This is a genomic window from Haladaptatus sp. SPP-AMP-3, assembly GCF_049568665.1.
Lineage (GTDB): Archaea > Halobacteriota > Halobacteria > Halobacteriales > Haladaptataceae > Haladaptatus > Haladaptatus paucihalophilus.
Window position 1 is genome coordinate 242037 of record NZ_CP145898.1, and the last position, 25721, is coordinate 267757.

Below are 25721 nucleotides of genomic sequence, written 5' to 3' on the forward strand. Positions count from 1 at the left end.
TGGCATCCGTCGGCGGTGGCCGTGGCGGGGGGGATTCGATAGAAGTCCGGTGCCCACCCGTGGCGTCCGGACGTTTAACTGGGCGCAAAGCGTGACTCCACGCAATGACCATCACGACGGAATTTCGACTTCGTTCATCCGCACTTCCGCTCGTCAGTATCCCGGCGACGCTTCCGCCCGACAAAATCGTGTGCTCCCACGCCCTCTGTCTCGAGCCCGACGCGCGGGTATTCATCGTCGAAATCGACGCCGAGGATGACGTCTCCGAAGCGCAACTCGCAGCGCTCGACGAAGTCGTAACGGTAACGCCGCTCGGAGACCGGGGCGATACAACCGTCTACAAGCTCACCGTCGAACTCGACGACTCGATATCCCCGGCCTTCGACCCAGAACGCTTCGACGGTGCGAAGATGAAATCGACGAACATCACGTCGGAGGGGTGGCACGAAACGAAAGAATTCAAAGACTACGAGACGTTCCACGACTTCCACACCACGTTCGAGAACCACGGAATCTCGCTCGACCTCATCTCCATCACTCCCGACCAATCCTCGTCCAACGACCGCACGGGAGACGAACTCACTGACCGTCAACGCGAGGCCCTGACGCTCGCCGTCTCTCGCGGATACTACGAGAGCCCGCGCCAAGTGACGGCCGCGGAACTCGCCGAAGAGCTAGACATTTCACAACCGTCGCTGTCGAGTCTCCTCCGGCGCGGCGAGCGCCAGCTCCTCACCTCCTCGCTCGACGTACAGGAGCACATAAATACCCTTTCCAAATAGCATCGAAACCAAGTCACACGACGTTCTACTGAAGAGCGGTACAATTCATGGATATCACCAGCAACTGTTCGCAACCCTCCGTCGAGGGACCCGACGAGTACTTCACGGGAAGCACCCGAATCGACCCCTTATTCGACCCGCAAGACGAGGCCCGCGCGGCGGCGGCGAGCGTCACGTTCGAACCGAGTGCTCGCACTGCGTGGCACACCCACCCGCTCGGCCAGCGGCTGATAGTGACGAGCGGGTGCGGCCTCGTACAACGCGAAGGCGGAGAAATCGAGCAGATACGAGCGGGCGACGTGGTCTGGTTCCCGCCGGGCGAAAAACACTGGCATGGGGCGACGCCGGATAACGCGATGACTCACATCGCCATCCAGGAGGAGCAGGACGGGGAGGCCGTCACCTGGCTGGAACACGTCACCGACGAGGAGTACGACCCGGAGTCAGATAGCTAATCCAACGCCGATACCGCCGAACCGACATCCGAGTGTGCGTCCCCCACTTTCGAGGAGGTACCAATGACTGCACGGCCAGACGACGAATTGAGCGAGATTTCGGAACCCGACGACCCGCACATCGCACCGTTCCGTGAGGACGGCGAAACGTGCGGCACTCCGACGTGGATATGGTCCGTCCGGGTCGACGACGCCCTCTACGTGCGTGCCTACAACGGTCAGGACTCCAGTTGGCATCGGGCCGCGGTCCGAGAAAACGCGGGGCGAATCGAGGCCGCCGGTATGACGAGGGAGAATCGATGGTCAGCGAGCGTGCCCGCTCCGCCACCGTCGAGATACTGCCACGCGAAACCAGCGACTGATCGTTGCGCACCTCGAAGACATCGTCGAGGCGCTAGAGAGCGGCTTCGCGGGGTCGGATAGCGAGCAGCTGGAGAACCCGACGAACGGTGTCGAGTTCGTACCATCGGTACTTAAACGCGCTTTACAGATAGCATCGAATCTACCCCGTACCGTCTCCTTCTTTCAGTTGATGACAGCAGAGTTTGGTTCCGAGCTAGATGGACAGGTAGCAATCGTTACCGGGGCGTCTTCCGGGATTGGAGAAGCGACGGCCAAGTCGCTGGCGGCGCGCGGTGCGAGTGTCGTACTCGCCGCTCGACGGGAAGACGAACTCGACGAACTCGCGGCCCAAATCGAAGACGAAGACGGCGAGACACTCGTCGTTCCGACCGACATCACCGATGACGAGGACATCGACACCGTAGTCGAAACGACGACAGACGAATACGGTCGCATCGACATCCTCGTGAACAATGCTGGGGTCATGCCCCTCACGCATATCGCGGACGCGGACAGGGAAACGCTTCAGCGGACCATCGACGTCAACCTCACCGGTCTCATCACCCTGACGCACGCCGTCATCCCAACGATGTTGGAGCAAGAGAGCGGACACGTCGTCAACCTCTCTTCGGTCGTCGGACGGTTCCTGCAATCGAACAGCACGCACTACAACGCGGCGAAAGCCGGTGTGAAGATGTTCGGCGATTCGCTCCGTCTGGACGTCGCCTCCGAGGGAATCCGCGTGGCGACGATAGAACCGGGCGCGGTCAGTACGGAACTCCTCGAACACATCCCCGACGAGGAGATCAAAGAAGGGGTAGAGGGCCACGTCGGAACGATGCAGGCTCTCCAGCCCGACGACATCGCCCGGGCGATCACGTTCGTCGTGACTCAACCGGAGCACGTGGACATCAACGAGGTCTTGATCCGCCCGACGGACCAGGTGCAACCGTAGCCGCGCTCGCTGAAACCAATCACGTACCGAAATTTCAACGAGGGCGGATCGATGGGAAACGGAAAAATGCCCGGACTAACGAGATTCGCGAGCACGGAGCGTCGGCGTCGTCGTTTCCGTCGGCCGCGAGACCATGGAAAACGTCGATCGACGGAAACCGACCCGACAGTTTTCACCCTCCCTGCCGTTTCATCGTTCGATGACACTCTACGAGTCAGTCGCGGACCTGCCGCTCGAAATCGAGTCCTGTTCGTTCGAGCCGCACGAACGCGAGACGTCGAGCGATTTCACGCGCGTCACGACCGAAATTTCGCTTCGCGGCGGTGGCGAGGTCGGCAAGGGCGAGGACGTGACCTACGACGCGGAGGACCAGCACGGATTGGCGGAGTTGGAGTTCGGCCTGACCGGAACCTACACCCTCGATTCGTTCTCGGAAGCGCTCTCGGACCTCGACCTGTTTCCCGTCGGACCGTCGCGCGAGGATTTCCGGCACTACCGACAGTGGGCGTTCGAGAGCGCGGCGCTCGACCTCGCACTTCGGCAGGCGGGGACGGACCTCGCGGCCGTCCTCGACCGCACGCCAGAGCCGGTGCGGTTCGTCGTGAGCACGCGGCTGGGCGACCCGCCGAGCGCCGACCGAGTGCGCGAGTGGCTCGACATCGACCCCGAGTTGGGGTTCAAACTCGACGCCACGCCGGAGTGGGACGACGAACTCGTCTCGGAACTGGCCGAGACGGGACGGGTTCGAATCGTGGACATGAAAGCGGAGTACGGCGAGGCGGAGGTGGGCCAGTCCCCGAATCCCGAGCTGTACCGACGCGTGGCGGACGCGCTGCCCGAAGTCGTCATCGAGGACCCGGCGTACACCGACGAGACGGCGACCGTGCTCGATTCGGTGCACGAACGGGTGTCGTGGGACGCGCCGATTACGGGCGTCGAGAGCGTCGAATCGCGCCCGTTCGAACCCGAGTGGTTGAACATCAAACCCTCGCGCTTCGGAACCGTCGAGTCGCTGTTCGACGCGCTGGAATACTGTGCCGAGCACGGGATTCGGCTGTACGGCGGCGGGCAGTTCGAACTCGGGGTCGGCCGCGGACAGATTCAGCTGCTGGCGTCGCTGTTCTACCCGAACGGGCCGAACGACGTGGCTCCGCGGTCGTACAACGACCCCGAACCGACCGCCGGGTTACAGTCGAGTCCGCTGCCAGCGCCGACCGTCGAAGGGTTTCGGTGGGAGTGATAAGAATGGCGGGTGACGGCACGGAGCGTCGAAGTCGGCGCGTCTAAGTCCGTCGAATCCGAAAGCGCGCGCCGCCGTCCGACCCGTCGGACACGGAGACGGACCAGCCGTGTGCGTTTGCGATGCCCTTGACGATGGACAGTCCGAGTCCGGACCCGCTCTTTGCGGTCGTGTGGCCGTGTTCGAACACGGCTTCGCGTTCCTCAGGGGGGATTCCGGGACCGTCGTCCTCGACGTAGAAGCCGTCCGCGAGCCCCCCGACGCGAACGGTCGTCTCGTCACCGGCGTGTTCGACCGCGTTTCGAAACAGGTTCTCGAACAGTTCCTGCAGTCGTCCGGGGTCGGCATCGGCGGTCCCGAGGGTATCCACGATGAGCGTTCGGTCCCCCGTCTCGACGTTCGACCACGCCTGTCGAACGATGGTCGGAAGTTCGACCGGCTGCGTTTCGCTGACGACCTGTCCCTGTCGAGCTAGCGTCAGGAGGTCGGCGATGAGGCTCTCCATTCGGTCGAGCGCGCTCTCCGACTTCTCGAAGTGGCGGTCATCTCCGCGTTCTTTAGCGAGTTCGAGATGCCCCTGTGCGACGTTCAAGGGATTGCGAAGGTCGTGGGAGATGACGCTGGCGAACTCCTCCAACCGCTCGTTCTGCCGCTTGAGCTCCTGTTTTCGCTTCTTTCGTCCGGTCACGTCACGAGCGGAGCCGAGGTGCGCGTATTTGCCCTCGTACGTGATGATGCGCACACTGAATTCGATATGTCTGATGTCGCCGTGTTTCGTCTCGACGCGTGCCTCGTAGTGCGGCGAGTGCTCGCCGTGGCTTCGGCCGCTTGCGATGTGCTTGACCTCCTCGCGGTCGTCGGGATGTATGAGGTCCCAGATCTCCATCTCCATGAGTTCGTCGCGCGTGTACCCGGTCAAGTCACATACGCGCTGGTTGACGAACTCGAACGAATCGTCCCGGTAGATATAGATCGCGTCGTGGCTCTGTTCGACCAACGTTCGGTACTTCTCTTCGCTCTCCCGAAGGGCGGTTTGCGAACTGATTCGTCGAAGCGCCTCGGCGGCGTGTGAAACCAGCAGTTCAGCCAGTTCGGCGTCGTCACGGTCGAAGGACGCGACGTCGCGCGAGCCCGCCTGAAAGACGCCCTCGTCACCGACGGGAACGCTGAGGAGCGACCGGTATTCGGCCTGTGCCGGGACCGCATCCGATTCCTCGCGCACGTCGTCGAGAACGTACGTCTCGTTAGTTTGATGAGTTTTTCCGGCGATACCCTCGTCGGTCCGGAGTTTGGAGTACCCGTCGTTCGTCATGCCGGTGGAGATCGCCGTCGGAACGAAGTGATCGTCTTCGATAAGGTCGACGCCGCAGATGTCGAACTGGAGGATACTTTCCGCCGCGTCGACGGTAAGGTCACAGATTTCGTCCGCCGTTTGGCACGATTCCATCTCCGACGCCACTTCGTGGAGTTCCTCGATTCGTCGTTTTTCGTCACGGAGTTCCTTCTTGACGTGTTCGTGCTCCTCGATACTCCGGAACACGCCCACGGTGCCACGAAACACGTCGTTGTGCGTGAGCAACCCGATGCGGGCCTCGCACGGGACGGCTCGTCCGTCCACCGTATGAAGGGCCGCCTGTAACTGACCGACGGTTTCGTTGTCGCGGATGAGTTCTCGAATGAGTTCGTCCCCGCGCTCGACGTCCTCGTCGTCCAACAGCATCGAGATATGCTCGCCGACGAGTTCCTCGCGTCCGTAACCCGAGATATCGACGAGGGTATCGTTGACGGCGGTCATACGACCGTTCGTGTCCAGCGTGTACACACCGTCGCCCATCGCCTGCACGATGGAACGGTAGTGGTTGAATCGCCGGTCGGTGCCGCTCGTCTCCGACGGGGAGACGATTCGTTCGACGCACCTCGCCAGCATTTCCGAGTCGGTGTCCCCGGCCCGAAGGTACTCGGTCACACCGGCGGAGATGGCGCTGCTTGCGATTTTTTCGCTCCCGGATTCGGTGCAGAGGATGAACGGAAGGCTCAATCGCGTTCGCCTGACCGCGTGCAGCAACTCGATACCGTCGGAATCGGGAAGCGCGTAGGCGCTGATAACGCAGTCGATACGACGCTCTGACAGGATGTCGAGTGCATCGTCCGTGGTCCCCGCCTCCACGACGGAGAGACCGTCGATGGCATCGGCGAGACGGTCCGGAAAAACACCCGCGTCAGTGAGAGGGTCAACGAATAGCACACGGATGTCGTCCATCATCGTTTCAACTTCTCTATCAACTATCTTATTCGTTTCCTAATAATTAGTAGTATCGAAATCCGTGGGGCTCTACTCCCGATACCGTACTTCTCGGGGTGAGGCCGTCGGTTCGACCGAGGGAATCTCCGTTGCCCGTACCTTTTTCCTCGCGGGCGACGAGCGAACGCGCATGGAGTATACGACGCTCGGGGACACCGGAATGGAAGTCAGTCGCATCTGTCTCGGCTGTATGAGCTTCGGGTCGAGCGACTGGCGCGAGTGGGTGTTGGACGAGGACGAGAGCATGCCCATCATCGAACGAGCCATCGACCTCGGTATCAACTTCTTCGACACGGCGAATATGTACTCGAAGGGCGAAAGCGAGCGAATCCTCGGAAAGGCACTGGAGGGCCGACGCGACGAGATGGTCGTCGCCACGAAGGGCTACTTCCAGATGGACGAGAACGACCCCAACTCCGGGGGCCTGTCGCGGAAAGCCATCGAGCAGGAACTCGACAACTCCCGCGAGCGCCTCGGAATGGACACCATCGACCTGTATCAGATTCACCGCTGGGACCCCGATACGCCCATCGAAACCACCATGCGGGCGCTGGACGACGCGGTTCGACGCGAGAAGGTTCGCTATCTCGGCGCGAGTTCGATGTGGGCACACCAACTCGCCGAGGCGCTCTACACCAGCGAGCGAATCGGACTGGACCGGTTCGTCACGATGCAGAACCACTACAACCTCGCGTACCGGGAGGAAGAGCGCGAGATGCTCCCCCTCTGTGAAAAGGAAGGAATGGGCGTCATCCCGTGGAGTCCGCTGGCCCGCGGCTTCCTCACCCGGCCGTACGAGGCGTTCGAAGACACGACCCGCGGGAAGACGGACGACTACGCGCACGAGCACCCCTACGCCGAGGGTGGCGGCGAGGAAATCAACGAACGAGTGCAGGAGTTGGCCGCCGAGAAGGGCGTCACGATGGCGCAAATCGCACTCTCGTGGCTCTTCCACAAGGACGCCGTGGACGCCCCTATCGTCGGAACGACCAGCATCGAACACCTGGAGGAGGCCGTCGAAGCGCTCGACATCGACCTCTCCTCGGGCGACGTGGCGTACCTCGAGGAACCGTACGAACCGGTTCGCGTGTCCGGCCATCAGTGAGTTGAAATAGAGCACACGAAAGCGCCTCTGATTTTTGTCTTCCGTGCATTTCCGACGGTGATCGTTCGCCGTAATTAGCCAGAACGGTATAAAAGCGCGGTCACATACATCCGGGCCCGAACGCGGACTCCGAGGTGACCATCGCATGCAACTCACACACGTCGTCAAGCAGGTCGAACACGCGTTCGAGCCAGTGCGGGAGCTACTGAAGCCGATACTGTCGAATCCGACGTTACTCGGTGCGTGGGCGCTTCTCGTCCTCGTCTGCGTCGGCGTCCTGTGGTGGGACATCCGAGAGCGGAACGAGGTTCTCCCCTCGCTGATGAAGTTCGTCTGGACGCTCGTCGTGCTGTACTCCGGGCCGTTCGGACTGGCCATCTACTGGTACTCCGGACGAACCCAGATTTCCCACGACTCGCTGTGGCGTCGCGGCTTTCGCTCGACCGCACACTGTTACTCCGGATGCGGTGCCGGGGAAGTGGTCGGCATGGTCGCCATCGCGGGCATGCTCGCGGTCGGGAGCACGCTGGTTCAGGCCTCGGGGACGTTCGCACTCGCGTACGTCTTCGGCTACGCGCTGACGGTCGGGCCGCTGATGCAGGAGGGCGAAGGGTTCCGGATTGCGTTCGCCGACGCCTTCTACAGCGAAACGCCGTCGATAACCATCATGGAAATCACGGCCATCGGCACGGACCTCCTGCTCGCCGGGGGCGCGAAGTTCGGGAGTTCCCTGTTCTGGGGGTCGCTCGTCTTCTCGCTCTCGGTCGGGTTCCTGTTCGCCTACCCGGTGAACGCCGCGCTCGTCCGCTTCGGCGTCAAGGAGGGGATGATGAACCCGAAGAAGATGGGCGAGGGAAGCGCGCACTCCGCCGACTGAACGCGGTCAGCGCTCGCCGCGGAGTCGCTCGCGTCGATTTTCGAACTCCTCCTCCGAGATGTCGCCGCGGGCGTACGCCATCCGCAGTTCGGCGAGTGCCGGGTCAGTCCCGTCCTCGCCGGAGCGGAGGACTCGATAAGCGAGGTAGCCCAGCGCGACGAGCAGACCGAGCGGGACGAGCATGACGAGCCAGCCCCACACGGGCATCGCGCCGTATCCCGGCCCGTATTGACCGCCCATCATCCACCCTCCCATCATGGGGAACGCGAACAGCATCATCACCATCGGGAATAACAGGAGGGCGATAACGACGACGACGAGCAGTCGAAGGAACGAATTACCGTCGTTTGCTGTGGTCATATTCGGATATAGAACGGGAAGGAAAATAATCGTGGTGCCGCGCCCCAGCGGTTAACCCGCCCCGCTCCGTCGGTTCGACGCATGGCCTTGGATTTCGACCGCGTTTCGACGGTGACGTTCGACTCGTACAACACGCTGGTGGACGTGGACGCCGCCGAGAAGGCGCTCGCGGAGCGCGTCGCAGACCCGGAACCCGTCTCGAAACTCTGGCGCGCTCGGTCGCTCGAATACACTTTCGTCGCCAACCACATCGACGCGTATCAAACGTTCTACGAGATGAACCGCGACGCGCTCGAATACGCCCTGTCGGTGCACGACGCGGACGTGTCCGCGGACGAGCGCGACGAAATCCTCGCCGTCTACCACGAACTCGACGTGTTCGACGACGTTCGGAACGGCATCGAGCGGTTGCGGGACGGCGGCTACGACTGTTACGTCGTCTCGAACGGCAACCCCGAGATGCTCGATTCGATGGTCGAACACGCCGACATCGGCGACCTGCTTTCGGACACCATCAGCGCCGACGAGGTTGAAGCGTTCAAACCCGACGCGGAACTGTACCGCCACGCCGCCGACCGAATCGGCGCGCCGGTCGAGGAACTCGCCCACGTTACGGCCGGGTGGTTCGACGTGATGGGCGCGAAACACGCCGGACTGCAGGGCGTGTGGCTGAATCGAAAGGACGTGCCGTGGGAATCGTTCGACGGCGACCCCGACCTGACCGTCGAGTCGCTGTCCGAGTTCGGCGACGAACTCGGCGTCTGAAATCGAACCAACGGTGTTGGGGAGACCGGCGGTGGGGAAGAATAGCGATAGTGATTGCAGTCGCTAGGGACCACCCGCCCCACCGTACCCCACACCACCGCCCGCTCCCCTCGCAGACGCGTCGCGTCTGCTCGGTCCGCTCACGCTGTCACCACCCCCCCAATCGAACGGTCGGATTCCGATTTCCGGCGGCCGCTCGTCCGGGCGATTCGGGGTGGAAGACGAGGCGAATCGCGGGACTCACGTCCCGCGCGAAGCCGAGAATCGGTGTGGGTGGACCCTAGCGGTCGAAATCACGGCCGAAAGGAAGGGATAGTTTCGAAGGGCAGAGCGAACGCTAGAGGCGAGAAAAGGTGCGACAACGAAATACCGAAACGGGTCACAGTCGTCGAACCAGCGACGCGAGCGCGTCGGACCCGCCGCGGAGAATCGGCGTGCCGTGACCCATACAGAGGAGGTCGAGCGGCGGGACGGATCCGGCGAACGCCCGGATGCTCCGCCGGAGTTCGCCGGTGTCGTAGGAGTCCCACCACTCGGGCGGCGTCAGCGTCCCGTCGCGCTCCCACACGAGGTCGCCGAGAAGGCCGACGCCGAGTCCGTCGTGGACGTAGGCCGTGTGCCCCGGGTTGTGGCCGGGCGTGTGGTAGGCCGTGAATCCGCCGATTCGCGCGCCGTGGGCGACGGGCCGGACGTCGAACCGGGAGGGAATCGAAACGAGTCGGCGCGCGAGTCGGTGAAACGCCCCCTTGTGGTGAAAAATCGGCGGGTCGTACCGCCCGGCGAGGAGGTCGGCGTCGCGCTCGCCGACGAACACCGGCGCGTCGAGAGCGGGGAGGTCGCGGAGGCCGCCAACGTGGTCGATGTCGTAGTGCGTGAGCAACACGCGGTCGATGTCGGCGGCGTCGTAACCCGCGTCGCGGAGTTGGCGGCGCACCCCGAATCGCGGCAAGCCCGCGTCCACGAGCGTCACCTCGCCGTCGTCCACGAGGAAGGCGTTCGCGCCGACGACGGGAACCGCGAGTTCGAGCATCCACACGCCGGGAGCGAGTTGCCGGGCCATATCGGGGCGACGGGTCGCGGGCACTTAATATTCGAACCCCATCGAACGTTCGAATCAGGCCGGGGGAGGCCGAAACACCTTCCCACACGAAGCGCCCAGTGTGGAGCATGCGATTCGAAGCGGTCGGTGCGGGCGCGCTGGTCGAACTGCTCGCGGTCGCCGTCGGCGCGACGATTCCGCTCCCCCGAAGCGTCCGCGTCTCGGCGGCGCTGGCACTCCTCGGCGTCGGCCTCGCCGGTGGATACGTCGCCGGATGGTTCGCGGGCGGCAACTGGCGCGACGGACTCCGGCACGGCCTGCTGGCGGGCGCTATCGGCGGCGTCGCCCTCGCCGTCGTCCTGGGCTACACGATGGCGACGCCCGGAAGCGAAGTGGGCGCGCTCTGGGGCATGAACTACCTGATAGCGACGGGCGGCATCCCGCTTTGGCTGGCCGCGTACGACGCGCAACTCGGCATCGCCCTGCCGCTCCTCGCGGGGATAATCGTCGCGTTGGAGGGCGCAATCGCGGGCGGCGCGTCGGGAACCGTGAGCGTCGAACCGCCGTAGAAGCGGGGGTTCGACCGGCACAACGCTCATCAATCAAAACGCTCTTGTCCCGTCCATGAGCCCGATTCAACTTGACGACGTTGACCGAGGAATACTTCACGCACTTCAACAGGACGCCCGAAACAGCACGGCGGCCGAGATGGGGGAAACCGTCGGCGTGTCGGCGAGTACCGTCAGGAACCGAATCCACCGGATGGAGGAGACTGGAGTCATCAAAGGATACAACCCGGACATCGATTACGAGCAGGCCAACTATCAGTTACACGTCGCCATCGTCTGCCGCGCACCTCCGTCCGACCGGTCGGAACTCGCCGATCGAGTGATGGAGGTGACCGGCGTCGTCACCGTCCGGGAACTGTTGACCGGAACCGAAAACCTGCACGTCGAAGCGGTCGCCGCCGACTCCGATACGGTCGATTCGATAACCGAACAGGTACACGAACTCGGGATGGATATCGTAAGTACCGACATCGTGAAGACGGAACGCGTCCAGCCGTTCGATCACTTTGGCAAGGAGGCCATCGAAGAGTAACCCACAACAAGGTCTCACGAATCCCCACGGGGGGAATCGCTCCGTCCAGGCGAACGAGTTAAATGATTCCGCGCGAGCCAGACGAAATATCGGATTGTGAAAACTGGCACGAAAACGATGGAATCTGTTGAATCCGTACCAACGGAGGTGTGATTTCCGCAACGAGGTTTTCCGATACGGGGGCGTTACTAGAGGTATGATTGTGGAATCCAAAACCGACGAGCTGGCCAACTTATCGCCGGGGGAACTATCGGTCGATACGATACTGAGCCTGTTCAGGAAGCGACGACGACGACTCATCATCGGCTGTCTGAATCGGCACGATGTAGCGCTCCCGCTAGCGGACGTAGCCAAAGAAGTCGTCGCGGCGGAAAACGGGGTGCCGCTTCCCGACACCGACGACGACGAGGTATTTTCCGTCTATCTGAACCTCTACCATAACGATATTCCCCGACTGGCGAACCACGATATCGTGGAGTACGAAAGAGGGAACGACGTGGTTCGGCTATCCGAGGATTCGGACCGACTGCTGAAACTGTTCGCTCTCCTCGAAGGCGATGAGGACGGGGAATAAACACACTTCTACGGCCGGTTCGGCTGAGGGAAGGCCACATCGAGCTATCGACCGTCCTCGGGAACGCGCTATTTGAGTTCGACGGAGATAGCAGACCGAAGGTCGTTCGAACCTCGAACGTACCGGGTTTCTTCCGCCCGGATCACGTCGAACAGGCGAAACGAAACGACGAGGCGACCCACCGGTAGGGTGGCGCGAAGGACCGGGCCGCGACTGGTCACGGCCACGTACGGCGGCGCGGGAACCGGCCGCGCCTGAAGCGAGAATCCGGCGGCGGCTACCGCCTCCGAGAGCAAGTCGGGAAATCGTGTCATCAATCCCGTCTCCCGAAGTTCCCGCAAAAGGGGTTCCACGACAGCATTCCGGTCCGTTGTCGAGTCGTCGTCCCACCCCTCCGCGACCCGGTCAGCACAGCGCAAGGTGGCCAAAATAGTTTCTTCCCCTTCGAAGCGAAGGTACTCACGGGCGGCGCGTTCCGGCTCGGTCATCGCTCGAAGGAGCGATGTCGGGACACAAAACCGTGTCGAACGCTACCGACCCGCATCAACAAAGCTTATATCGGAAATGGAGCAAATGACCGGTGGAATGAAACAAATCCTTTCCCGCGTTGGTATTGGTTCCGCCCGCGTCGATACCGTCCTCCCGAAAACCACGCTCTCGGCCGGAGAGTCGGTCGATGCCGAAGTCCGCGTCGAAGGCGGCTCTTCTGAACAGGAAGTTGACGCCATCTACTTCGCGCTGTTGACCCGATACAAAACCGACGACAGCGTTCGAACCGGCATCATCGACAAGTTTCAGGTCGCCGACTCGTTCACCATCGGCCCGAACGAGGAGCGGACGTTCCCCGTCACCATCGACGTCCCACTCGATGCGCCCATCACGGCCGGGCGGACGAACGTGTGGCTCGAAACCGGCCTCGACATCGACTGGTCGGTGGACCCCGAGGACGAGGACCCGGTGCAGGTCGAACCCGGCCCGCGGCTCGGTGCGTTCATGGACGCGCTCGACTCGCTCGGATTCAGGCTCAGGTCGGCCGAGTGCGAGGAGGCACCGGGGTCCATCTTCTCCGGACGGTTCGTGCAGGAGTTGGAGTTCGTCCCGCACGCTGGTCCGTTCGCCGGAGCGCTCGACGAACTCGAAGTCGTCCCCACGGAGACCGGAACGGGACTCGACGTGAAGCTCGAAATCGACCGCCGAGGCGGTCTGCTCTCGGAGATGGCCGATATCGACGAACGGTGGTCGCAACTGTCGTTCACGAACGAGGATGCACGGGAGATGGAATCGGCACTCCGCTCGGAAATCGAACGGCACGCGTAAGCGACCCGTCGAAATCGGAACATCTCGAAACGAGGAGTTCCGAAAACGAGTTCCCCAAGTACGCCGCGCACGTACTCCGCTCGTGAACGACGTGAGCGAGGACGACACGAAGCCGCTACGGGTCGAAGACGCCGACGAACTCGACCGCTACATCGAGAAACACGACCGGCTGCTGGTCGATTGCTACACGAACGGCTGTGCCCTCTGTCAGGCCATCGAACCCGTCGTCGGAAACGTCGCCCGCGCGACGGACGTCACGGTTGCGATGGTCAACCCGGGAGAGGACCTCTCGCTGGTCGAGCGATACGACATCCGGAGCGTGCCGACCCTCCTGCTGTTCGAGGACGGCGAACTCGTCGACCGAATGGCCGACGGCTTTCGTGGAACGGAGGCGGTCGTCGAATTCGTCGAAAAATCGAGCGGTACGTAATCGAAGCGAGCGTACCGCGAAGCCGTTATCGGCGGAGGAAAACGACCGCGAAGGTGGCCACGGTCGCCAACACGATGGGATACGCGGCACCGATGGCGGCCGCCTTTTGCAGGTCCGGTTGCGCCGTCATCCCGAGGATGGGGAGCGTGAAGGTGAACGCGCCGACGATTGCCATCGCCGCGTATCCGACGGTGATGCTCGCGCCGGAGTAGACGACGGTTTCGACCGTCTCACCCAGACGGTTGCGAGCGGAGAACACGACGCTCGTCGCGAGGAGCGAGACGACCGGAATCGCGTAGTACACGATGGGTGGAACCGCCGGGTCGGACGCCTGACTGATGTAGTTGTACGATTGGCTTCCGATGGCGATGGGGACGAAGTGGGCGTTGTAGAACGCGAATCCGAACCACTTGAGTTTGACATCGTGGGGGCCCTCGACGTTCGCGGGACCGACGACGAACAGTGCCGCGACGAGGAGATAGCCGACGAGATACGAGAGGAGACCGAACGTGAACCCGCGAGTGCAGAACGACGCGAGTCGTTTCGACCGCATCGACTGCGGTTCGGCATCCGACGTTGCTGTTGACTCCATATCCAGTTTCGCCCGGGAGCAATTATATAAATGTTTTTATTTATCTGTATTCGTACCTAAATCTGGTCGGCGTCCATCGTGATCTATTCGAGAGATAAACGGGCTCTCTGGGTCGATAGACAGCAATGACAGTAAGGATTTGAAAAACGATAGGGGCACCAATTGACAACAAATCTACAATAGAGGAGGAGAGAGGGACGAGCAGAGTTGTGGTAACAGTTACCATGAGGCAAAAAGCCTATAAATAACCGAACGGTATCGTTTTACACAGATGGTAGTCGAAATGATTCCGCTGTTCGGGCCGGTTCCCGGTGGGATGGAACTCGCGGTGATTCTGCTCATCGCGGTCCTCCTGTTCGGTGCAAACAAGATTCCGAAACTCGCGCGCTCCACGGGTGAGGCGATGGGCGAGTTCAAGAAAGGTCGTGAAGAAGTCGAGACGGAGCTCCGCGAGATGCGCGACTCCGGCAGCGACACCGAGCAGAACCCGACGGTCGAAACCGAAGCGGACGCGTAACCGCGGATTGTTGGGGGGGCTCGGGAACACCCGGCCCGAACCGGATTTTTCTGACGTCAACGATAAGCGACGGCATCGTCCGTCCGCGTGTCGAACTCGTTCGACCTGTTAGGCCACGGTGACGCCGTAAACTGTCCACTCCGACGATGACAGCTACCGTGTCAGTCCCCGACCACAACGGAAAAGTCACTCACCCGCAAAGCGAACGGTATGTCCGAGAACGCGACAGACGAGGAATCGGAAACCGAACCCGAAAGCGCGGAGCGGTCCGGTTCGGGACTCAAAACGCTGGTCCTCCTCGGGATTTCCTTTATCACTGGCTATCTCGTCGGAAAGAGTCGAAGCAAATCGAGCCTCGGCGAGGAGTTGGGTGAGTTCAGCGGGTCCGAAAGCGGCCCGATGGAAATCGAGATTCACGATACCGACGTGGGTGCCACGACGGAATCGGACGAGGAGGACGAGGAAACGGAGGAATCCGCGGAAAGCGAAGAAGCGGACGAAGAGGACGAAGACGAAAAAGCGGACGACGAGACGGAGTCGGACGAGGAAGAAGAAGAGGAAGAGTAGTTCAGTACCCGGAGGCGTTGCCGTCCTTTCGCGGTTCGGTCGCACCGGAGAGGACGCCGTTGTCGTTTCTCACTATCTGTGCGCCGCCGAAGAGCACCGGCGCGAGGACGCGCACGTCGTGGCCCTTGCGCGTGAGTTTCGTGGCGAGATTGCCGTCCATTCTCCCCTCGATGGCGAGCGTGCCGTCCTCCCGATAGCGCCAGCGCGGTAGGTCGAGCGCGGCCTGTAACGGCAGGTCGTAATCCACGATATTGGAAACGACTTGGACGTGGCCTTGCGGTTGCATGTAGCCGCCCATCACGCCGAAGGCGGCCCAGTCGTCGTCGTCGAATTTTGCGAGCGCGGGGATCAGGGTGTGAAACGGGCGCTTTCCGGGTTCGAGGTGGTTCGGGTGGTCGGGGTCCAGCGAGAAGGACGCGCCGCGGTTCTGGAGCGCGATGCCCGTGTCGCCAGCGACGAGTCCGGAGCCGAACCCGGCGAAGCGGGAGTTGATGAACGAGACGACGTTGCCCTCGTCGTCGGCGACACAGAGGAGGACAGTATCCGCGTCCTCCGCGTTCGCGTCGGGCACGCCGAACGAAACGTCGTGGTTCGCGCTCTCGCCGACGTGTTCCGCACGTTTCTTCGCCCACGAGTCGGACGCCAGCGGGGGGATGTCCTCGTACTCCGGGTCCGTGATGTAGCGGTGGCCGTCGTGGAACGCGAGTTTCATCGCCTCGGCGAAGTAGTGAACGCGTTCGGGCGAGTCGATGGGGTGGTCGCTCGCGCCGAGTTCGTCGGCGATGTTGAGCGCCTCCAGCGCGATGAGGCCCTGATTGTTCGGCGGCAGTTCGTAGATTTCAGCGCCGTTGTACGTCGTCGAAACCGGGTCCGGGAACTCGGGTTCGAACGCAGCGAGGTCCTCCACGGTGAGGAAGCCACCCTGTGACTGTACCTCCTCGGCGATTTTCTCGGCGATGTCCCCCTCGTACAGCACGTCCGCGCCCTCTTCCGCGATTCGGCGGAGGCTCTCACCGAGGCGGGGAAGCGCCATCGTTTCGCCCGCTTCCGGTGCCATTCCGTCCTTCAGGTACGCCTCGCGGGCGTGGTCCGTTTTGAAGAGGGTCTCCGCGCCGACCCAGTGGGAGGCGATGACTTCCGAAACCGGATAGCCGCCGATGGCGTAGTCGATGGCGGGTTGGAGCGCGTCTTCGAGCGATAGCTTCCCGAAGCGCTCCACCGTCGCCTCCCACCCGCGAGCGGTTCCGGGGACGGTGACGGCGTGCGGACCGAGGAACGGCATGCCGAGGTCGTCCGTGTCCTCGGTGCCGTCCACGGCGTATCCGCGGTTCTCGGGGTACCACTCCGACGGGTCGTCCCGCGCTTTCAACGAGGCGCGGACGTTTTCGATGGTCGCCTCGGCGGGCGCACCGCCACAGCTTTGCATCGCGCCGACGTCGCCGTCCGCGGTGCGATACAGCGCGAACACGTCGCCGCCGAGTCCGGTGCTCGTCGGTTCGACGACGTTGAGCGCGGCGGCGGTGGCGACGGCGGCGTCGAACGCGTTCCCCCCCTGCTGCAGAATCGAGACACCCGCCTGCGAAGCGAGCGGTTGACTAGTAGCGACGACGCCGTTCGGCGCGTAAACGGTCGAACGCCGCGAAGTAAACCTATCCAAATCAGGTTGCGTCATACCATGACATACTCGGATGCAACCCTAAAGTACCCCCCAAATAGGTCCGGGGTGGCCCTTATCAGTGCGTGAGATAACCACACGCACATGACCTTCTCGATCTGCGTCCGGGAGGAAACCGACGAAGGAACCAGTTTCGGCGTCGCCGTCGCCACCGACGCGCCCGCGGTCGGCGCGCTCGCACCGTACGTCACCCACGACGGCGTTATCAGCACGCAGAGTTTCGTCAACGTCCGCCTCGGCAGGCGGGGCGTCGCGCTCCTGCCGGACCTCGGCGTGGACGACGCGCTGGCCGGACTGCTCGAACAGGACGACCACAGCCACCTCCGACAGGTGCACGGACTCGACGCGCGGGGGAACGCCTTCGCGCACTCCGGCGACGGCTGTGACGGTTGGTTCGGGCATCGAGTTCACGATGAGAGGGACCTCACCGTGGCCGGGAACATGCTCGTCGGCGAGGAGACGCTGGACGCGCTGGCCGAAACGTTCGCGGCGGGCGACGAGGAGAAGGAGGAGGACCTCGTTTCCCGACTCATCGACGCCCTCGCCGCGGGGAAGGAGGCGGGGGGCGACAAGCGCGGCCACACCTCGGCGGCGGTGATGGTTAAAGCGCCGCGAACGACGGCCTACCACGACTTGCGAGTCGATGCACACGAGGAGCCGATAGCGGAACTCCGGCGCGTCTACGAGACGACGAAAGAAGCAAGCGACGGCTTCAGCGAATCCTCGAAGGAACGGATTTTCGATTGAACCGGGCGGAAAACGGGTCGATTCGGGTCGCCGTTCGCACGGTGTCGGAGTTCTCAGCTCACCAAGACTTATCCTTCCCATCCCCCTCTGTGCCGATAACGATGGGACTGTTCAAGAACATCGGCCGGAAAGTCGAGGAGTTCAAACAGACCTCCGAGGCGGTCGCGGCCGAAGAGGCGAGTTACGAGTGTACGGACTGCGGAAAGCGCCTCTACACGAGCCACGACGCCTGCCCGGAGTGCGGCGGAACCGTGGTTCCGGTGGCAGAGGAATCCGAAACGACCGACGAGAGCGAATCGGAACCGACCGACGACGAGTAGGGACGGTCAGCAGTCAGTCCGGGAGGACCGGACGCGGCGTCAACCGTTGTACGGTTCTTCAGCGGACGCCCCTGCCATCGCAGTCGAGACGACGGTGCCGTCCCGGTTCAGCGTGAGCGAGAGGGTTTCACCGTCCAGATTCGCGTCCACTCCCAGTCGGAGCGGGTCCGTGGACAGCACCGTCTCGCGGCCGGGCGCGCAAAACTCCAGCGTCCAGAACGGGGTGGTCAGGACATCGACGCCGCGCTCGTAGTAGAAACTCGTCACGGCGGGATGGCTGGCGAGGAACATCCCGACAGGAATCCCGTGGTGGAACCCGCACCGACGACAGCGGCCGTGGTAATGGTAGTGGTCAGGGTCCTCGGGGATGGTCTCGATTCTCCCCTCGACGTATCCCTGACACTCCGAACAGATTCCACGACGGGTGAGCGACCCCCACTGGTTTTCGAGGAATGCGATTCGTTCGACGATTTCCGCCTCGCTTCCCTCCGGATGCGATTCGAGAAGACTCGGCGGTATCGAAAGCGGAACGGAATGCTCGTCGATTCCACAAGAGAGCCACAGGATGCCGCCCTCGTAGCGGAGTTGCAACGAGTCGTCACAGCGACGGCAGTGGCCGGGTGCGTCTATCGGTCCCCACGTCCACTCGGTGTCGAAGACGCCGGAAGAGATGGCCGAAACGACCGACATCCCGATACGCGAGAGTCTGTACCCCGACGAACCCTTCACGACGAGGCCCCCGAGCTGGTCGAGATGGTAGTTGAAGTTTCCGTTGTCACGGATTCCGACGGCCTCCCGAAGTTCGCTGTACGCGAGCCACGGACCGGTCGGCGAATCGCCGTGTGCGTCCGCCAGCACTCGCAGGATTTCGACCCGAGTCGAGTTGCTCACCGAGTCGAGGGCCTCGGTCGAGTTCGATTCGCCGTCGCTCATCGTTCGCAGCTTCGTCCCTCGAAAGGAAAACGTTAGTGTCAGTTATTTCAGAGGAATTTGTTGCTCCGAACGAATATTTCGTCGCCAGTCAAACTGACGGATGAAGCCGAACCACCACAACCCATGAACGAACGACAACGACAGCGGCTCCTCGACCGGATTCAGCGCCTCTCGTCGACCGTCGGAAAGCAGATGATCGACGAACTCACGATACAGGGAACGACGATAGACGTCCAAGAGTTCGTCTTCGAGTGCAAGCGCCTCGAAGCGATTCCCGAGAGCGAACGCGACGCCATCGAGGAGATGAAGACGAAACTCAAACGCGAGCGTCTCGCCCGAAAACAGCGAATCGACCGCGGAGAGATAACGGTCGAGGAGGGAGAGCGACTCGTTCGGAGCATCCACGGCATCGACCGCGCCCTCACCGCACTGGAGGGGTTGGACTCCCCGGACATCGAGGAGGAGATGCGACTGAAGAAACTCAAGGATGCGAGGGAACTCATCTCCCTCATCAGACAGCGGCCATGAGGAATCGTCACGAAGCACCTCGTCACCGAGTTTTCGTCGTCCCTGTCCTGGCGTGACGACCGGAGCCGGACGGGTGGATGACAGATGAGTCCGGCCGAGGGACGAGCGAGGAGGTGACGCCGCGAGTTCGTCAGGAGTCCTGCGAAGTAACGCGGTGGCACGCCGCGACGTGACCGTCTCCCGCCTCGGTCGGTTGTGGCGTCTCGCGTTCGCACGGCGACGGAAACGCGTTTTCGACGATTTCGTTCGCGCGTTCGTGGTCGTCGTCGGCCAACGCGTCCGCCGCCGAGCGAACGGCCTCGCCCGCGTCCGACGGCAGAGCCTCCGGGTCGCCCGGAAGCAGTTGCGCCACGAGGTACGACGCCACGCTCGAATCGTCCGTCTCGCGCCCTTCGGCTTCGAGACGCGTCCGCGCGGCGTGCGGGTCGAGTTCGCCCGCCAGCACGTGGTTTCTGAACGCGAAGGCCGCGCGAAACGCCTCGTCGGTTCCCGCCCACTCCTCGGGCGGAATCACCATCGGACAGCGCGTGTGGAACCGACATCCGGACGGCGGGTCCAGCGGCGAGGGAACCGAGCCTTCGAGGATGATGCGCTCGTCGCGGTCCGCCGGGTCGATTCTCGGCACCGCCGACAGTAGCGATTTCGTGTACGGATGCCGTGGATTCTCGTAGAGTTCCGCGACGGGTGCGGTCTCCACGATTCGACCGAGGTACATCACGGCCACCCGGTCGGCGACGTGGCGCACGACCGAGAGGTTGTGCGCGATGAAGACGAGCGACAGGCCGAGGTCGTCCTGGAGTTCGTCCAAGAGGTTGAGAATCTGGGCCTGCACGGACACGTCCAGCGCCGACACGGGTTCGTCCGCGATTATCAGTTCGGGTTCGAGCGCCAGCGCGCGGGCGATGCCGACGCGCTGCTGTTGTCCCCCCGAGAACTGGTTCGGGTAGCGTTCGATGTGTCCGGCCTTCAATCCGACGCGCCGGAGGAGGTCCTTCGTCCGCTCCAGTCGGTCCTCGTCGCTGTCGCCGATGCCGTGGACCTCCATCGGCGCGGTGATGATTTCGCCGACCGTCTGGCGCGGGTTCAGCGACGCCAAAGGGTCCTGAAATATCATCTGTAGGTCGCGCCGGTACGGTCGCATCTCCTGCTGCGAGAGGTCGGAGAGGTTCGTCCCGCGATATTCGACCGACCCGTCGGTCGCGTCGTGCAGGTTGAGAATCGTCCGGCCGAGCGTCGATTTGCCACAGCCGGATTCGCCCACGATGGCGAGCGTCTCGCCCTCGGCGACCGTCAGGTCGACGCCATCGACGGCGCGGACGCTCGCCGTGTCACCGACCAGTCTGTCGAGGACGCCCCCCGACTGGTCGAAGTGCTTTTTCAGGCCGCGAACGGCGAGCAACGGTTCGGTATCGGACGTCTCGTCGGCGCTCGTTAGCTGCATGCTCATAGTCGTTCCTCCGTGGGACCGCGGCGCAGACACGCCGCTACGTGGTCGTTCGATTCGCCGTCCGTGTCAGCATCGACCGGTCGGAAGTCTGGGTCGATTTCGTAACACTCCCGCGTGGCCTCGGGACAGCGCGGCGCGAAGTGGCACGCGAAGGGGATGTCGATGAGGTCGGGGACGTTCCCGTCTATCGGTTCGAGGCTGTCCATCGGCGCGTCGAGACGCGGCGTACTGGCGATGAGTCCCTGCGTGTAGGGGTGTTGCGGGTCGCTGAACAGCTCGGTCGCGTCGGCGCGTTCGACGATTTTCCCGGCGTACATCACGTTCACCCGGTCGCACACCTCGGACACGACCGCGAGGTCGTGCGTGATGAGCAGAATCGACGTGTCGAAGGCGTCCTTCAACTCCCTGAGTTCATCGAGGATTTGGGCCTGAATCGTCACGTCGAGCGCCGTGGTCGGCTCGTCCGCGATGAGCAGGTCCGGTTCGGCCGCCAGCGCCATGGCGATCATCGCCCGCTGGCGCATGCCGCCGGAGAACTCGTGGGGGTAGTCGCTCGCCCGCGTCTCCGGTTCGGGAATCTCGACGCTTTCGAGCATCTCGATGGCCCGCCGCCACGCCTGACCGTTCTTCGAAGACCCGACGAGTTTGCGCTTGAGTTCCGCCGGGAGTCTCACCGACTCGCCGACGGGTTGGTGGAGTCGGACCATCTCGGCGATCTGCTCGCCGACGGTCAGCGTCGGGTTGAGGCTGTTCATCGGGTCTTGGAACACCATCGAAATCGTCCCGCCGCGGATTTCACGGCGCTTCGATTCGGGCAGGTCGAGCAGCGACTCCCCGTGGAGACGGATGTCGCCCGATTCGATTTCGCCCGGTTCCTCGACGATGCCCATGATGCTCTCCGCGAGGACGCTCTTGCCCGACCCGCTTTCCCCGACGAGACCGACGATTTCGCCGGGTTCGATGCGCAAATCGACCTCGTTCACCGCGTCCACCGTCCCTCTGGGGGTCGGGAAGCGGGTGTGAAGTCCGTCGACTTCGAGGACGGTCATCGGCTCTCGACCTCCCCGTCGCTCACGTCGAAGATGTCGCGGAGACCGTCGCCGAGCATGTTGAACGCGAGGACGGTCAGCATGATGGCGAGGCCGGGCATGACGCTTATCCACCACGCCTCGCCGATGAACTGCCGCCCGTCCGAGAGCAACAGCCCCCACGTCGGCGTCGTCGGTTTGACGCCCAAGCCGAGGAACGAGAGGCCCGCCTCGGCGAGGATGGCGAGCGGAATCATGAGCGTCGCCTGCACGATGAGCGGCGCGACCGCGTTCGGCAGGATTTCCCGCGTCATGATGCGCTTGTCGGTCATGCCGATGGCGCGGGCCGCCATGACGTACTCCTCCTCGCGGAGCGACAGTACTTCGCCCCGAACGAGGCGGGCGAAGTCGTCGATGTACGCGATACCGATGGCGATGACGACGTTCGTGATGCCCAACCCGCCGGAGATGGCGATGATGCCGACCCCGAGGATGAGTTCGGGGAACGCCCACTGAAAGTCGACGTAGCGCATCAGTACGCTATCGACCCAGCCGCCGTAAAATCCGGCGAGGAGGCCGATGGACGTGCCGAGCGTGAACGCCACGGCGACCGTCGAGAGGGCCACGAGCAGCGAAACCCGCGCACCGTAAATCATGCGCGAGAGGATGTCGTGCCCGAACGAGTCCGTCCCGAGCGGATGCCACACGGATTCGGTTCCGGGCGCGCCGTCGTAGTTGCCCACGGAGTGGGAGTTCGGCGCTTTCATGAAGCCGAACGTGGCCTCGGGGTCGTGCGGCGCGACGACCGGCGCGAACACGGCGACGAGGACGAACAGCACTACGACCACGGCACCGAACAGCGCCATCTTGTCGGTCAGTAGCCCCTCGACGAGGCGCTGGCGCGTCGATTTGTGTTCCTCGTAGTGTTCTTCCTCCCGATATTCCGGCGGGACGTCGATGGGTCCCGATTCAGCAGGAGCGCCGGAGTCGGTGGTCGCATTGTGTCCGACGCTCGAATCGGTGTGTTCCGTCATTGGTTCCCTCCGTATCCGATGCGCGGATCGATGACGGTGTACACGAGGTCCACCGCGAGGTTCGTGAACACCATCACCGCGGCGACGATGAGGATGACCGCTTGCGTCACCGGGTAGTTACGGTCGAGCATCGAATCCACGAGCAGTCTGCCGAGTCCCTGAATCCCGAAGACGAGTTCGACCGTGACGCTGCCGACTAACACCAGCGCGAGTTGAATCCCGGCGACGGTGATGACGGGGATGAGCGCGTTCTGGAGCGCGTGTTTGAACAACATTACGCGACCGTCGACGCCCTTCGCTCGGGCGGTTCGCATGTACGGTTCGTTCAACACTTCCAGTAACGACGAGCGCATCATCCGCATGACGACGGCGGCGTACGGCAGGCCGACGGCGATGCCGGGGAGGAGAACGCTCTCCAGCCACGGGACGATTCCCTCGCTCGGCGGCGTGTAGCCGAAGACGGGAAGCAGATTCAGCCAGACGCCGAACACCAGCGCGAGCAGGATGCCGACGAAGAACGCGGGCATGGAGACGCCGAGGAACGCCGTCACCGTCGCCGCGTAATCCATCGGTTCGCCCTTGCGCGTGGCGCTGAGGATGCCCGTCGGGACGGCGACGCCGAGGCCGATGACGATGGCGAGAATCGCGATGGAGAGCGTCTTGGGTGCGGCTTGCGAGACTAACGTCGAAACCGGCTGGCCGGTGCTCAGGCTCTGGCCGAAGTGCAGCGTGAGCATCTCCTTCAGCCAGTCGAAATACTGGACGTACAGCGGCTGGTTCAGGCCGAGTTTCGCTCGAAGTGCCGCGACCGCTTTCGGCGTCGCTTCCTGCCCGAGCATCGTCCGAACCGGACCGCCCGGAATCAGGCGCAGGCCGAAAAACACCGTGGTCGCCACCAGCCACATGATGAACATGGCGTGTGCGACCCGCTTTGCGACGTACTGACGCATCTATTCCTCGACCCACGACGTGTGGAAGTTACGCATGAAGGGGATGTGGACGAACCCCTTCAGGTTCGAGCGTTTCGCCGCGATGTCGTTCTGGTGCATCAGGTAGGCGTGCGGGACCTGCTTGATGAGGTGGTCTTCGAGTTCCTGCAGGAGCTTCTTGCGCTCGTTCCGGTCGAGCGCTTTCCGCTGTTCGGCCAGCAGGTCGTGTGCCTTGTCGTCCTCGAAGTTCACCCAGTTCCACGCGCCCCCGTCGTCGGGCTTGCGATAGAAGTTCCAGAGCGACTGCTCCGGGTCGGGGTCGCCGACGCTGCCGCTGATGGTCGTGTCGTAGTTACCCTTCTCGTAGCGCTCCCAGTAGGTCGAACTCGTCACTTGGTCGATGCTCACGTCGAACCCGGCCTTGTTGAGCTGTTGGCGCATCGCCTTCGCGCCGCGGAGGCTGCTTTCGGTCGTCAGGATGGCGAAGGACGCGCCGTCGGCACCCGCGTCCTCGATGAGCTGTTTGCCCGCCTCGGGATCGTACTGCTGGTCAGTCGGTTTGTCGTCGCGCCAGACCCAGTTCGTCGCCTTGTTGATGGGGCCGGTGTCGGGGAGCGCGTTGCCGAAGTACGCCGCGTCCACGAACGCTTGGTTGTCGATGGATTTGGCGATACCCATGCGGGCCTTCTTCGAGTCGAACGGTGCACGGCGTTCGTTCATGGCCAGCCCGTACCAGTTGATGCCGGGCGCTTCCAGTTTCGTCACGCCGCTCGCGGATTCGACCTTCTTCACGTTCTGGAGCGGTACGAGGTTGGCGAAGTCGATGTCGCCGCTCCGGAGCGCGTTCACGAGCGTCGCGGGTTCCGGAATCGGTTTGATGTCGATGCCGTCCAAGTACGGGAGCGCGTTCCCGTCGCTGTCGGTTTCGAAGTAGTCCTCGAACGCGTCGAGCGTGATGCCCGACCCGACCTCGTGTTTCGAGACTTTGAACGGGCCGGTACCGACCGGCGTCACCTTGTACTGGTCCGCGCCCATCTTTTCGATGGCCTCCTTGTTGACGATGGTCGCGGCGCGACCCGGCCCGCGCGTGAGGTAGACGAGGGCGGGCGCCATCGGCTTCTCGAAGTTGAGTTCGACCGTGTGGTCGTCTTTGACGACGACGCCGCCGTCGTCGACGGGGGTGAGCGAATCGAGTTTCGAGGCGGCGGGTGCCTCCTCCGAAATCGTCCGGTTGATGGTGTACTTCACGTCCTCGGCGGTGAACTCCGTGCCGTTGTGGAACTTCACGCCCGTTCGCAAGTCGAAGGTGATTTTCTTCCCGCCGTTGCTGACCTCCCAGTCCTTGGCGAGGTCGCCCCGGATGGTCAGGTCCTTTTTGAGCGTGACGAGGCCGTTGAACACGTTGGCGGCCACCTGGAAGTATTGGCCGACGCTGATGTACGGCGGGTCGAGCACGTCGATGCTGCCGGTGAACCACCCGGCCGTCAACCGTCCACCGCGCTGGTCGTCCGAGGGCACGTCGGTCGTGCCGTTGCCACCGTCGTCGGTTCCACCATCGCCACCGCTGCCACCGTCACCGCCGTCGCCGTTGTCGTCGCCGCCGCCCGTACAACCGGCCAGGCTAGTGATACCTGCCGCACCGAGCAGTTTGACGGTCGTCCGACGGTCGATAACCGGGCCGCTGAGGGCTTCGTCCGAAATTTTGCCACTGTTTCCCATGGTAGTATGGTACAGATGAACAGCCCCCTTCGTTGGATACC

Annotated in this window: 30 protein-coding genes; 18 read left to right on the forward strand and 12 right to left on the reverse strand. The window is 63.0% G+C overall.

Annotated elements, in window-relative coordinates; translation table 11 throughout:
- The first annotated feature begins 104 nt into the window (after nt 1-104).
- From V5735_RS17835 to V5735_RS17855, 5 genes are all read left to right on the forward strand, one after another.
- Nucleotides 105-782 carry a helix-turn-helix domain-containing protein gene (locus V5735_RS17835; protein ID WP_423746110.1) on the forward strand — a complete coding sequence of 226 codons (678 nt, stop codon included), beginning with the start codon at nt 105-107 and terminating at the stop codon, nt 780-782.
- A gap of 47 nt (nt 783-829) precedes the next feature.
- Nucleotides 830-1237, forward strand: a complete 408-nt coding sequence (locus V5735_RS17840; protein WP_423746111.1) for a (R)-mandelonitrile lyase — start codon at nt 830-832, stop codon at nt 1235-1237.
- A 63-nt stretch (nt 1238-1300) separates the two neighbouring features.
- Complete coding sequence (locus tag V5735_RS17845; protein WP_423746112.1) at nt 1301-1660, forward strand: DUF2255 family protein; 360 nt, start codon at nt 1301-1303, stop codon at nt 1658-1660.
- A gap of 109 nt (nt 1661-1769) precedes the next feature.
- Nucleotides 1770-2534, forward strand: coding sequence for an SDR family oxidoreductase (locus V5735_RS17850; protein ID WP_423746113.1), 765 nt, complete (start codon nt 1770-1772; stop codon nt 2532-2534).
- 199 nt (nt 2535-2733) lie between these two features.
- A complete protein-coding gene (locus V5735_RS17855) occupies nt 2734-3774 on the forward strand; it encodes a hypothetical protein (protein ID WP_423746114.1) in 1041 nt (346 codons plus the stop codon).
- Between the two features lie 43 nt (nt 3775-3817).
- Here V5735_RS17855 and V5735_RS17860 read toward each other — a convergent pair whose 3' ends face one another.
- Nucleotides 3818-6037: a PAS domain S-box protein gene (locus V5735_RS17860; RefSeq protein ID WP_423746115.1), complete on the reverse strand. Its 2220-nt coding sequence runs from the start codon at nt 6035-6037 to the stop codon at nt 3818-3820.
- A gap of 169 nt (nt 6038-6206) precedes the next feature.
- Between V5735_RS17860 and V5735_RS17865 the strand changes: the two genes are divergently transcribed.
- Together V5735_RS17865 and V5735_RS17870 are read left to right on the forward strand one after the other, a co-directional pair.
- The gene (locus tag V5735_RS17865; RefSeq protein WP_423746116.1) at nt 6207-7181 is read left to right on the forward strand and encodes an aldo/keto reductase; all 975 of its coding nucleotides are present in this window, start codon (nt 6207-6209) and stop codon (nt 7179-7181) included.
- A 145-nt stretch (nt 7182-7326) separates the two neighbouring features.
- A complete protein-coding gene (locus V5735_RS17870) occupies nt 7327-8058 on the forward strand; it encodes a DUF4396 domain-containing protein (protein ID WP_423746117.1) in 732 nt (243 codons plus the stop codon).
- 6 nt (nt 8059-8064) lie between these two features.
- Here the strand turns inward: V5735_RS17870 and V5735_RS17875 are convergent, their stop codons facing one another.
- Nucleotides 8065-8418, reverse strand: coding sequence for an SHOCT domain-containing protein (locus V5735_RS17875; RefSeq protein WP_423746118.1), 354 nt, complete (start codon nt 8416-8418; stop codon nt 8065-8067).
- An 81-nt stretch (nt 8419-8499) separates the two neighbouring features.
- Between V5735_RS17875 and V5735_RS17880 the strand changes: the two genes are divergently transcribed.
- The gene (locus V5735_RS17880; protein WP_423746119.1) at nt 8500-9183 is read left to right on the forward strand and encodes a haloacid dehalogenase type II; all 684 of its coding nucleotides are present in this window, start codon (nt 8500-8502) and stop codon (nt 9181-9183) included.
- Between the two features lie 379 nt (nt 9184-9562).
- Here V5735_RS17880 and V5735_RS17885 read toward each other — a convergent pair whose 3' ends face one another.
- A complete protein-coding gene (locus tag V5735_RS17885; RefSeq protein WP_423746120.1) occupies nt 9563-10243 on the reverse strand; it encodes an MBL fold metallo-hydrolase in 681 nt (226 codons plus the stop codon).
- Nucleotides 10244-10350: 107 nt separating this feature from the next.
- On the opposite strand from V5735_RS17885, the gene V5735_RS17890 reads away from it, so the two are divergent.
- From V5735_RS17890 to V5735_RS17900, 3 genes are all read left to right on the forward strand, one after another.
- Entirely contained in the window at nt 10351-10791 is a 441-nt protein-coding gene (locus tag V5735_RS17890; protein ID WP_423746121.1) for a hypothetical protein, read from the forward strand.
- Between the two features lie 55 nt (nt 10792-10846).
- Nucleotides 10847-11323 (forward strand): Lrp/AsnC family transcriptional regulator, encoded by a 477-nt coding sequence (locus tag V5735_RS17895; protein ID WP_423746122.1) that lies wholly within the window; start codon nt 10847-10849, stop codon nt 11321-11323.
- 196 nt (nt 11324-11519) lie between these two features.
- Nucleotides 11520-11897 (forward strand): DUF7344 domain-containing protein, encoded by a 378-nt coding sequence (locus V5735_RS17900; protein WP_423746123.1) that lies wholly within the window; start codon nt 11520-11522, stop codon nt 11895-11897.
- Between the two features lie 68 nt (nt 11898-11965).
- Here the strand turns inward: V5735_RS17900 and V5735_RS17905 are convergent, their stop codons facing one another.
- A complete protein-coding gene (locus tag V5735_RS17905; protein ID WP_423746124.1) occupies nt 11966-12385 on the reverse strand; it encodes a hypothetical protein in 420 nt (139 codons plus the stop codon).
- 97 nt (nt 12386-12482) lie between these two features.
- On the opposite strand from V5735_RS17905, the gene V5735_RS17910 reads away from it, so the two are divergent.
- Together V5735_RS17910 and V5735_RS17915 are read left to right on the forward strand one after the other, a co-directional pair.
- On the forward strand, nt 12483-13214 hold the full coding sequence (locus V5735_RS17910; RefSeq protein WP_423746125.1) for a sporulation protein: 732 nt from the start codon (nt 12483-12485) through the stop codon (nt 13212-13214).
- An 82-nt stretch (nt 13215-13296) separates the two neighbouring features.
- Nucleotides 13297-13644 (forward strand): thioredoxin family protein, encoded by a 348-nt coding sequence (locus V5735_RS17915; RefSeq protein WP_423746126.1) that lies wholly within the window; start codon nt 13297-13299, stop codon nt 13642-13644.
- Nucleotides 13645-13669: 25 nt separating this feature from the next.
- On the opposite strand, the gene V5735_RS17920 is transcribed toward V5735_RS17915, so the two are convergent.
- Complete coding sequence (locus V5735_RS17920) at nt 13670-14236, reverse strand: hypothetical protein (RefSeq protein WP_423746127.1); 567 nt, start codon at nt 14234-14236, stop codon at nt 13670-13672.
- A gap of 271 nt (nt 14237-14507) precedes the next feature.
- Here V5735_RS17920 and V5735_RS17925 point away from each other — a divergent pair, with 271 nt between their 5' ends.
- Nucleotides 14508-14753, forward strand: a complete 246-nt coding sequence (locus V5735_RS17925; RefSeq protein ID WP_007977186.1) for a Sec-independent protein translocase subunit TatA/TatB — start codon at nt 14508-14510, stop codon at nt 14751-14753.
- 210 nt (nt 14754-14963) lie between these two features.
- Nucleotides 14964-15320, forward strand: a complete 357-nt coding sequence (locus tag V5735_RS17930) for a hypothetical protein (RefSeq protein WP_423746128.1) — start codon at nt 14964-14966, stop codon at nt 15318-15320.
- A gap of 1 nt (nt 15321) precedes the next feature.
- Here V5735_RS17930 and ggt read toward each other — a convergent pair whose 3' ends face one another.
- Nucleotides 15322-16992 (reverse strand): gamma-glutamyltransferase, encoded by a 1671-nt coding sequence (gene ggt, locus V5735_RS17935; protein WP_423746129.1) that lies wholly within the window; start codon nt 16990-16992, stop codon nt 15322-15324.
- An 87-nt stretch (nt 16993-17079) separates the two neighbouring features.
- Between ggt and V5735_RS17940 the strand changes: the two genes are divergently transcribed.
- Nucleotides 17080-17742 (forward strand): DUF1028 domain-containing protein, encoded by a 663-nt coding sequence (locus V5735_RS17940; protein ID WP_423746130.1) that lies wholly within the window; start codon nt 17080-17082, stop codon nt 17740-17742.
- A 101-nt stretch (nt 17743-17843) separates the two neighbouring features.
- Nucleotides 17844-18062, forward strand: coding sequence for a DUF7129 domain-containing putative zinc-binding protein (locus tag V5735_RS17945; RefSeq protein ID WP_423746131.1), 219 nt, complete (start codon nt 17844-17846; stop codon nt 18060-18062).
- 39 nt (nt 18063-18101) lie between these two features.
- Here the strand turns inward: V5735_RS17945 and V5735_RS17950 are convergent, their stop codons facing one another.
- On the reverse strand, nt 18102-18995 hold the full coding sequence (locus tag V5735_RS17950; RefSeq protein WP_423746132.1) for a DUF7351 domain-containing protein: 894 nt from the start codon (nt 18993-18995) through the stop codon (nt 18102-18104).
- A 123-nt stretch (nt 18996-19118) separates the two neighbouring features.
- On the opposite strand from V5735_RS17950, the gene V5735_RS17955 reads away from it, so the two are divergent.
- The gene (locus V5735_RS17955) at nt 19119-19523 is read left to right on the forward strand and encodes a DUF5788 family protein (RefSeq protein WP_423746133.1); all 405 of its coding nucleotides are present in this window, start codon (nt 19119-19121) and stop codon (nt 19521-19523) included.
- Nucleotides 19524-19653: 130 nt separating this feature from the next.
- Here the strand turns inward: V5735_RS17955 and V5735_RS17960 are convergent, their stop codons facing one another.
- From V5735_RS17960 to V5735_RS17980, 5 genes are read right to left on the reverse strand one after another with little or no spacing between them, the layout of a single operon-like run.
- The gene (locus V5735_RS17960) at nt 19654-20970 is read right to left on the reverse strand and encodes an ABC transporter ATP-binding protein (protein WP_423746134.1); all 1317 of its coding nucleotides are present in this window, start codon (nt 20968-20970) and stop codon (nt 19654-19656) included.
- Entirely contained in the window at nt 20967-22019 is a 1053-nt protein-coding gene (locus tag V5735_RS17965; RefSeq protein ID WP_423746135.1) for an ABC transporter ATP-binding protein, read from the reverse strand. The genes V5735_RS17960 and V5735_RS17965 overlap by 4 nt, the downstream gene beginning before the upstream one ends.
- Nucleotides 22016-23032 carry an ABC transporter permease gene (locus tag V5735_RS17970; RefSeq protein WP_423746136.1) on the reverse strand — a complete coding sequence of 339 codons (1017 nt, stop codon included), beginning with the start codon at nt 23030-23032 and terminating at the stop codon, nt 22016-22018. Before V5735_RS17970 ends, V5735_RS17965 begins: the two co-directional genes overlap by 4 nt.
- Entirely contained in the window at nt 23029-23982 is a 954-nt protein-coding gene (locus V5735_RS17975) for an ABC transporter permease (protein WP_423746137.1), read from the reverse strand. Before V5735_RS17975 ends, V5735_RS17970 begins: the two co-directional genes overlap by 4 nt.
- Nucleotides 23983-25680, reverse strand: a complete 1698-nt coding sequence (locus V5735_RS17980; protein WP_423746138.1) for an ABC transporter substrate-binding protein — start codon at nt 25678-25680, stop codon at nt 23983-23985.
- Between the last annotated feature and the right edge of the window lie 41 nt (nt 25681-25721).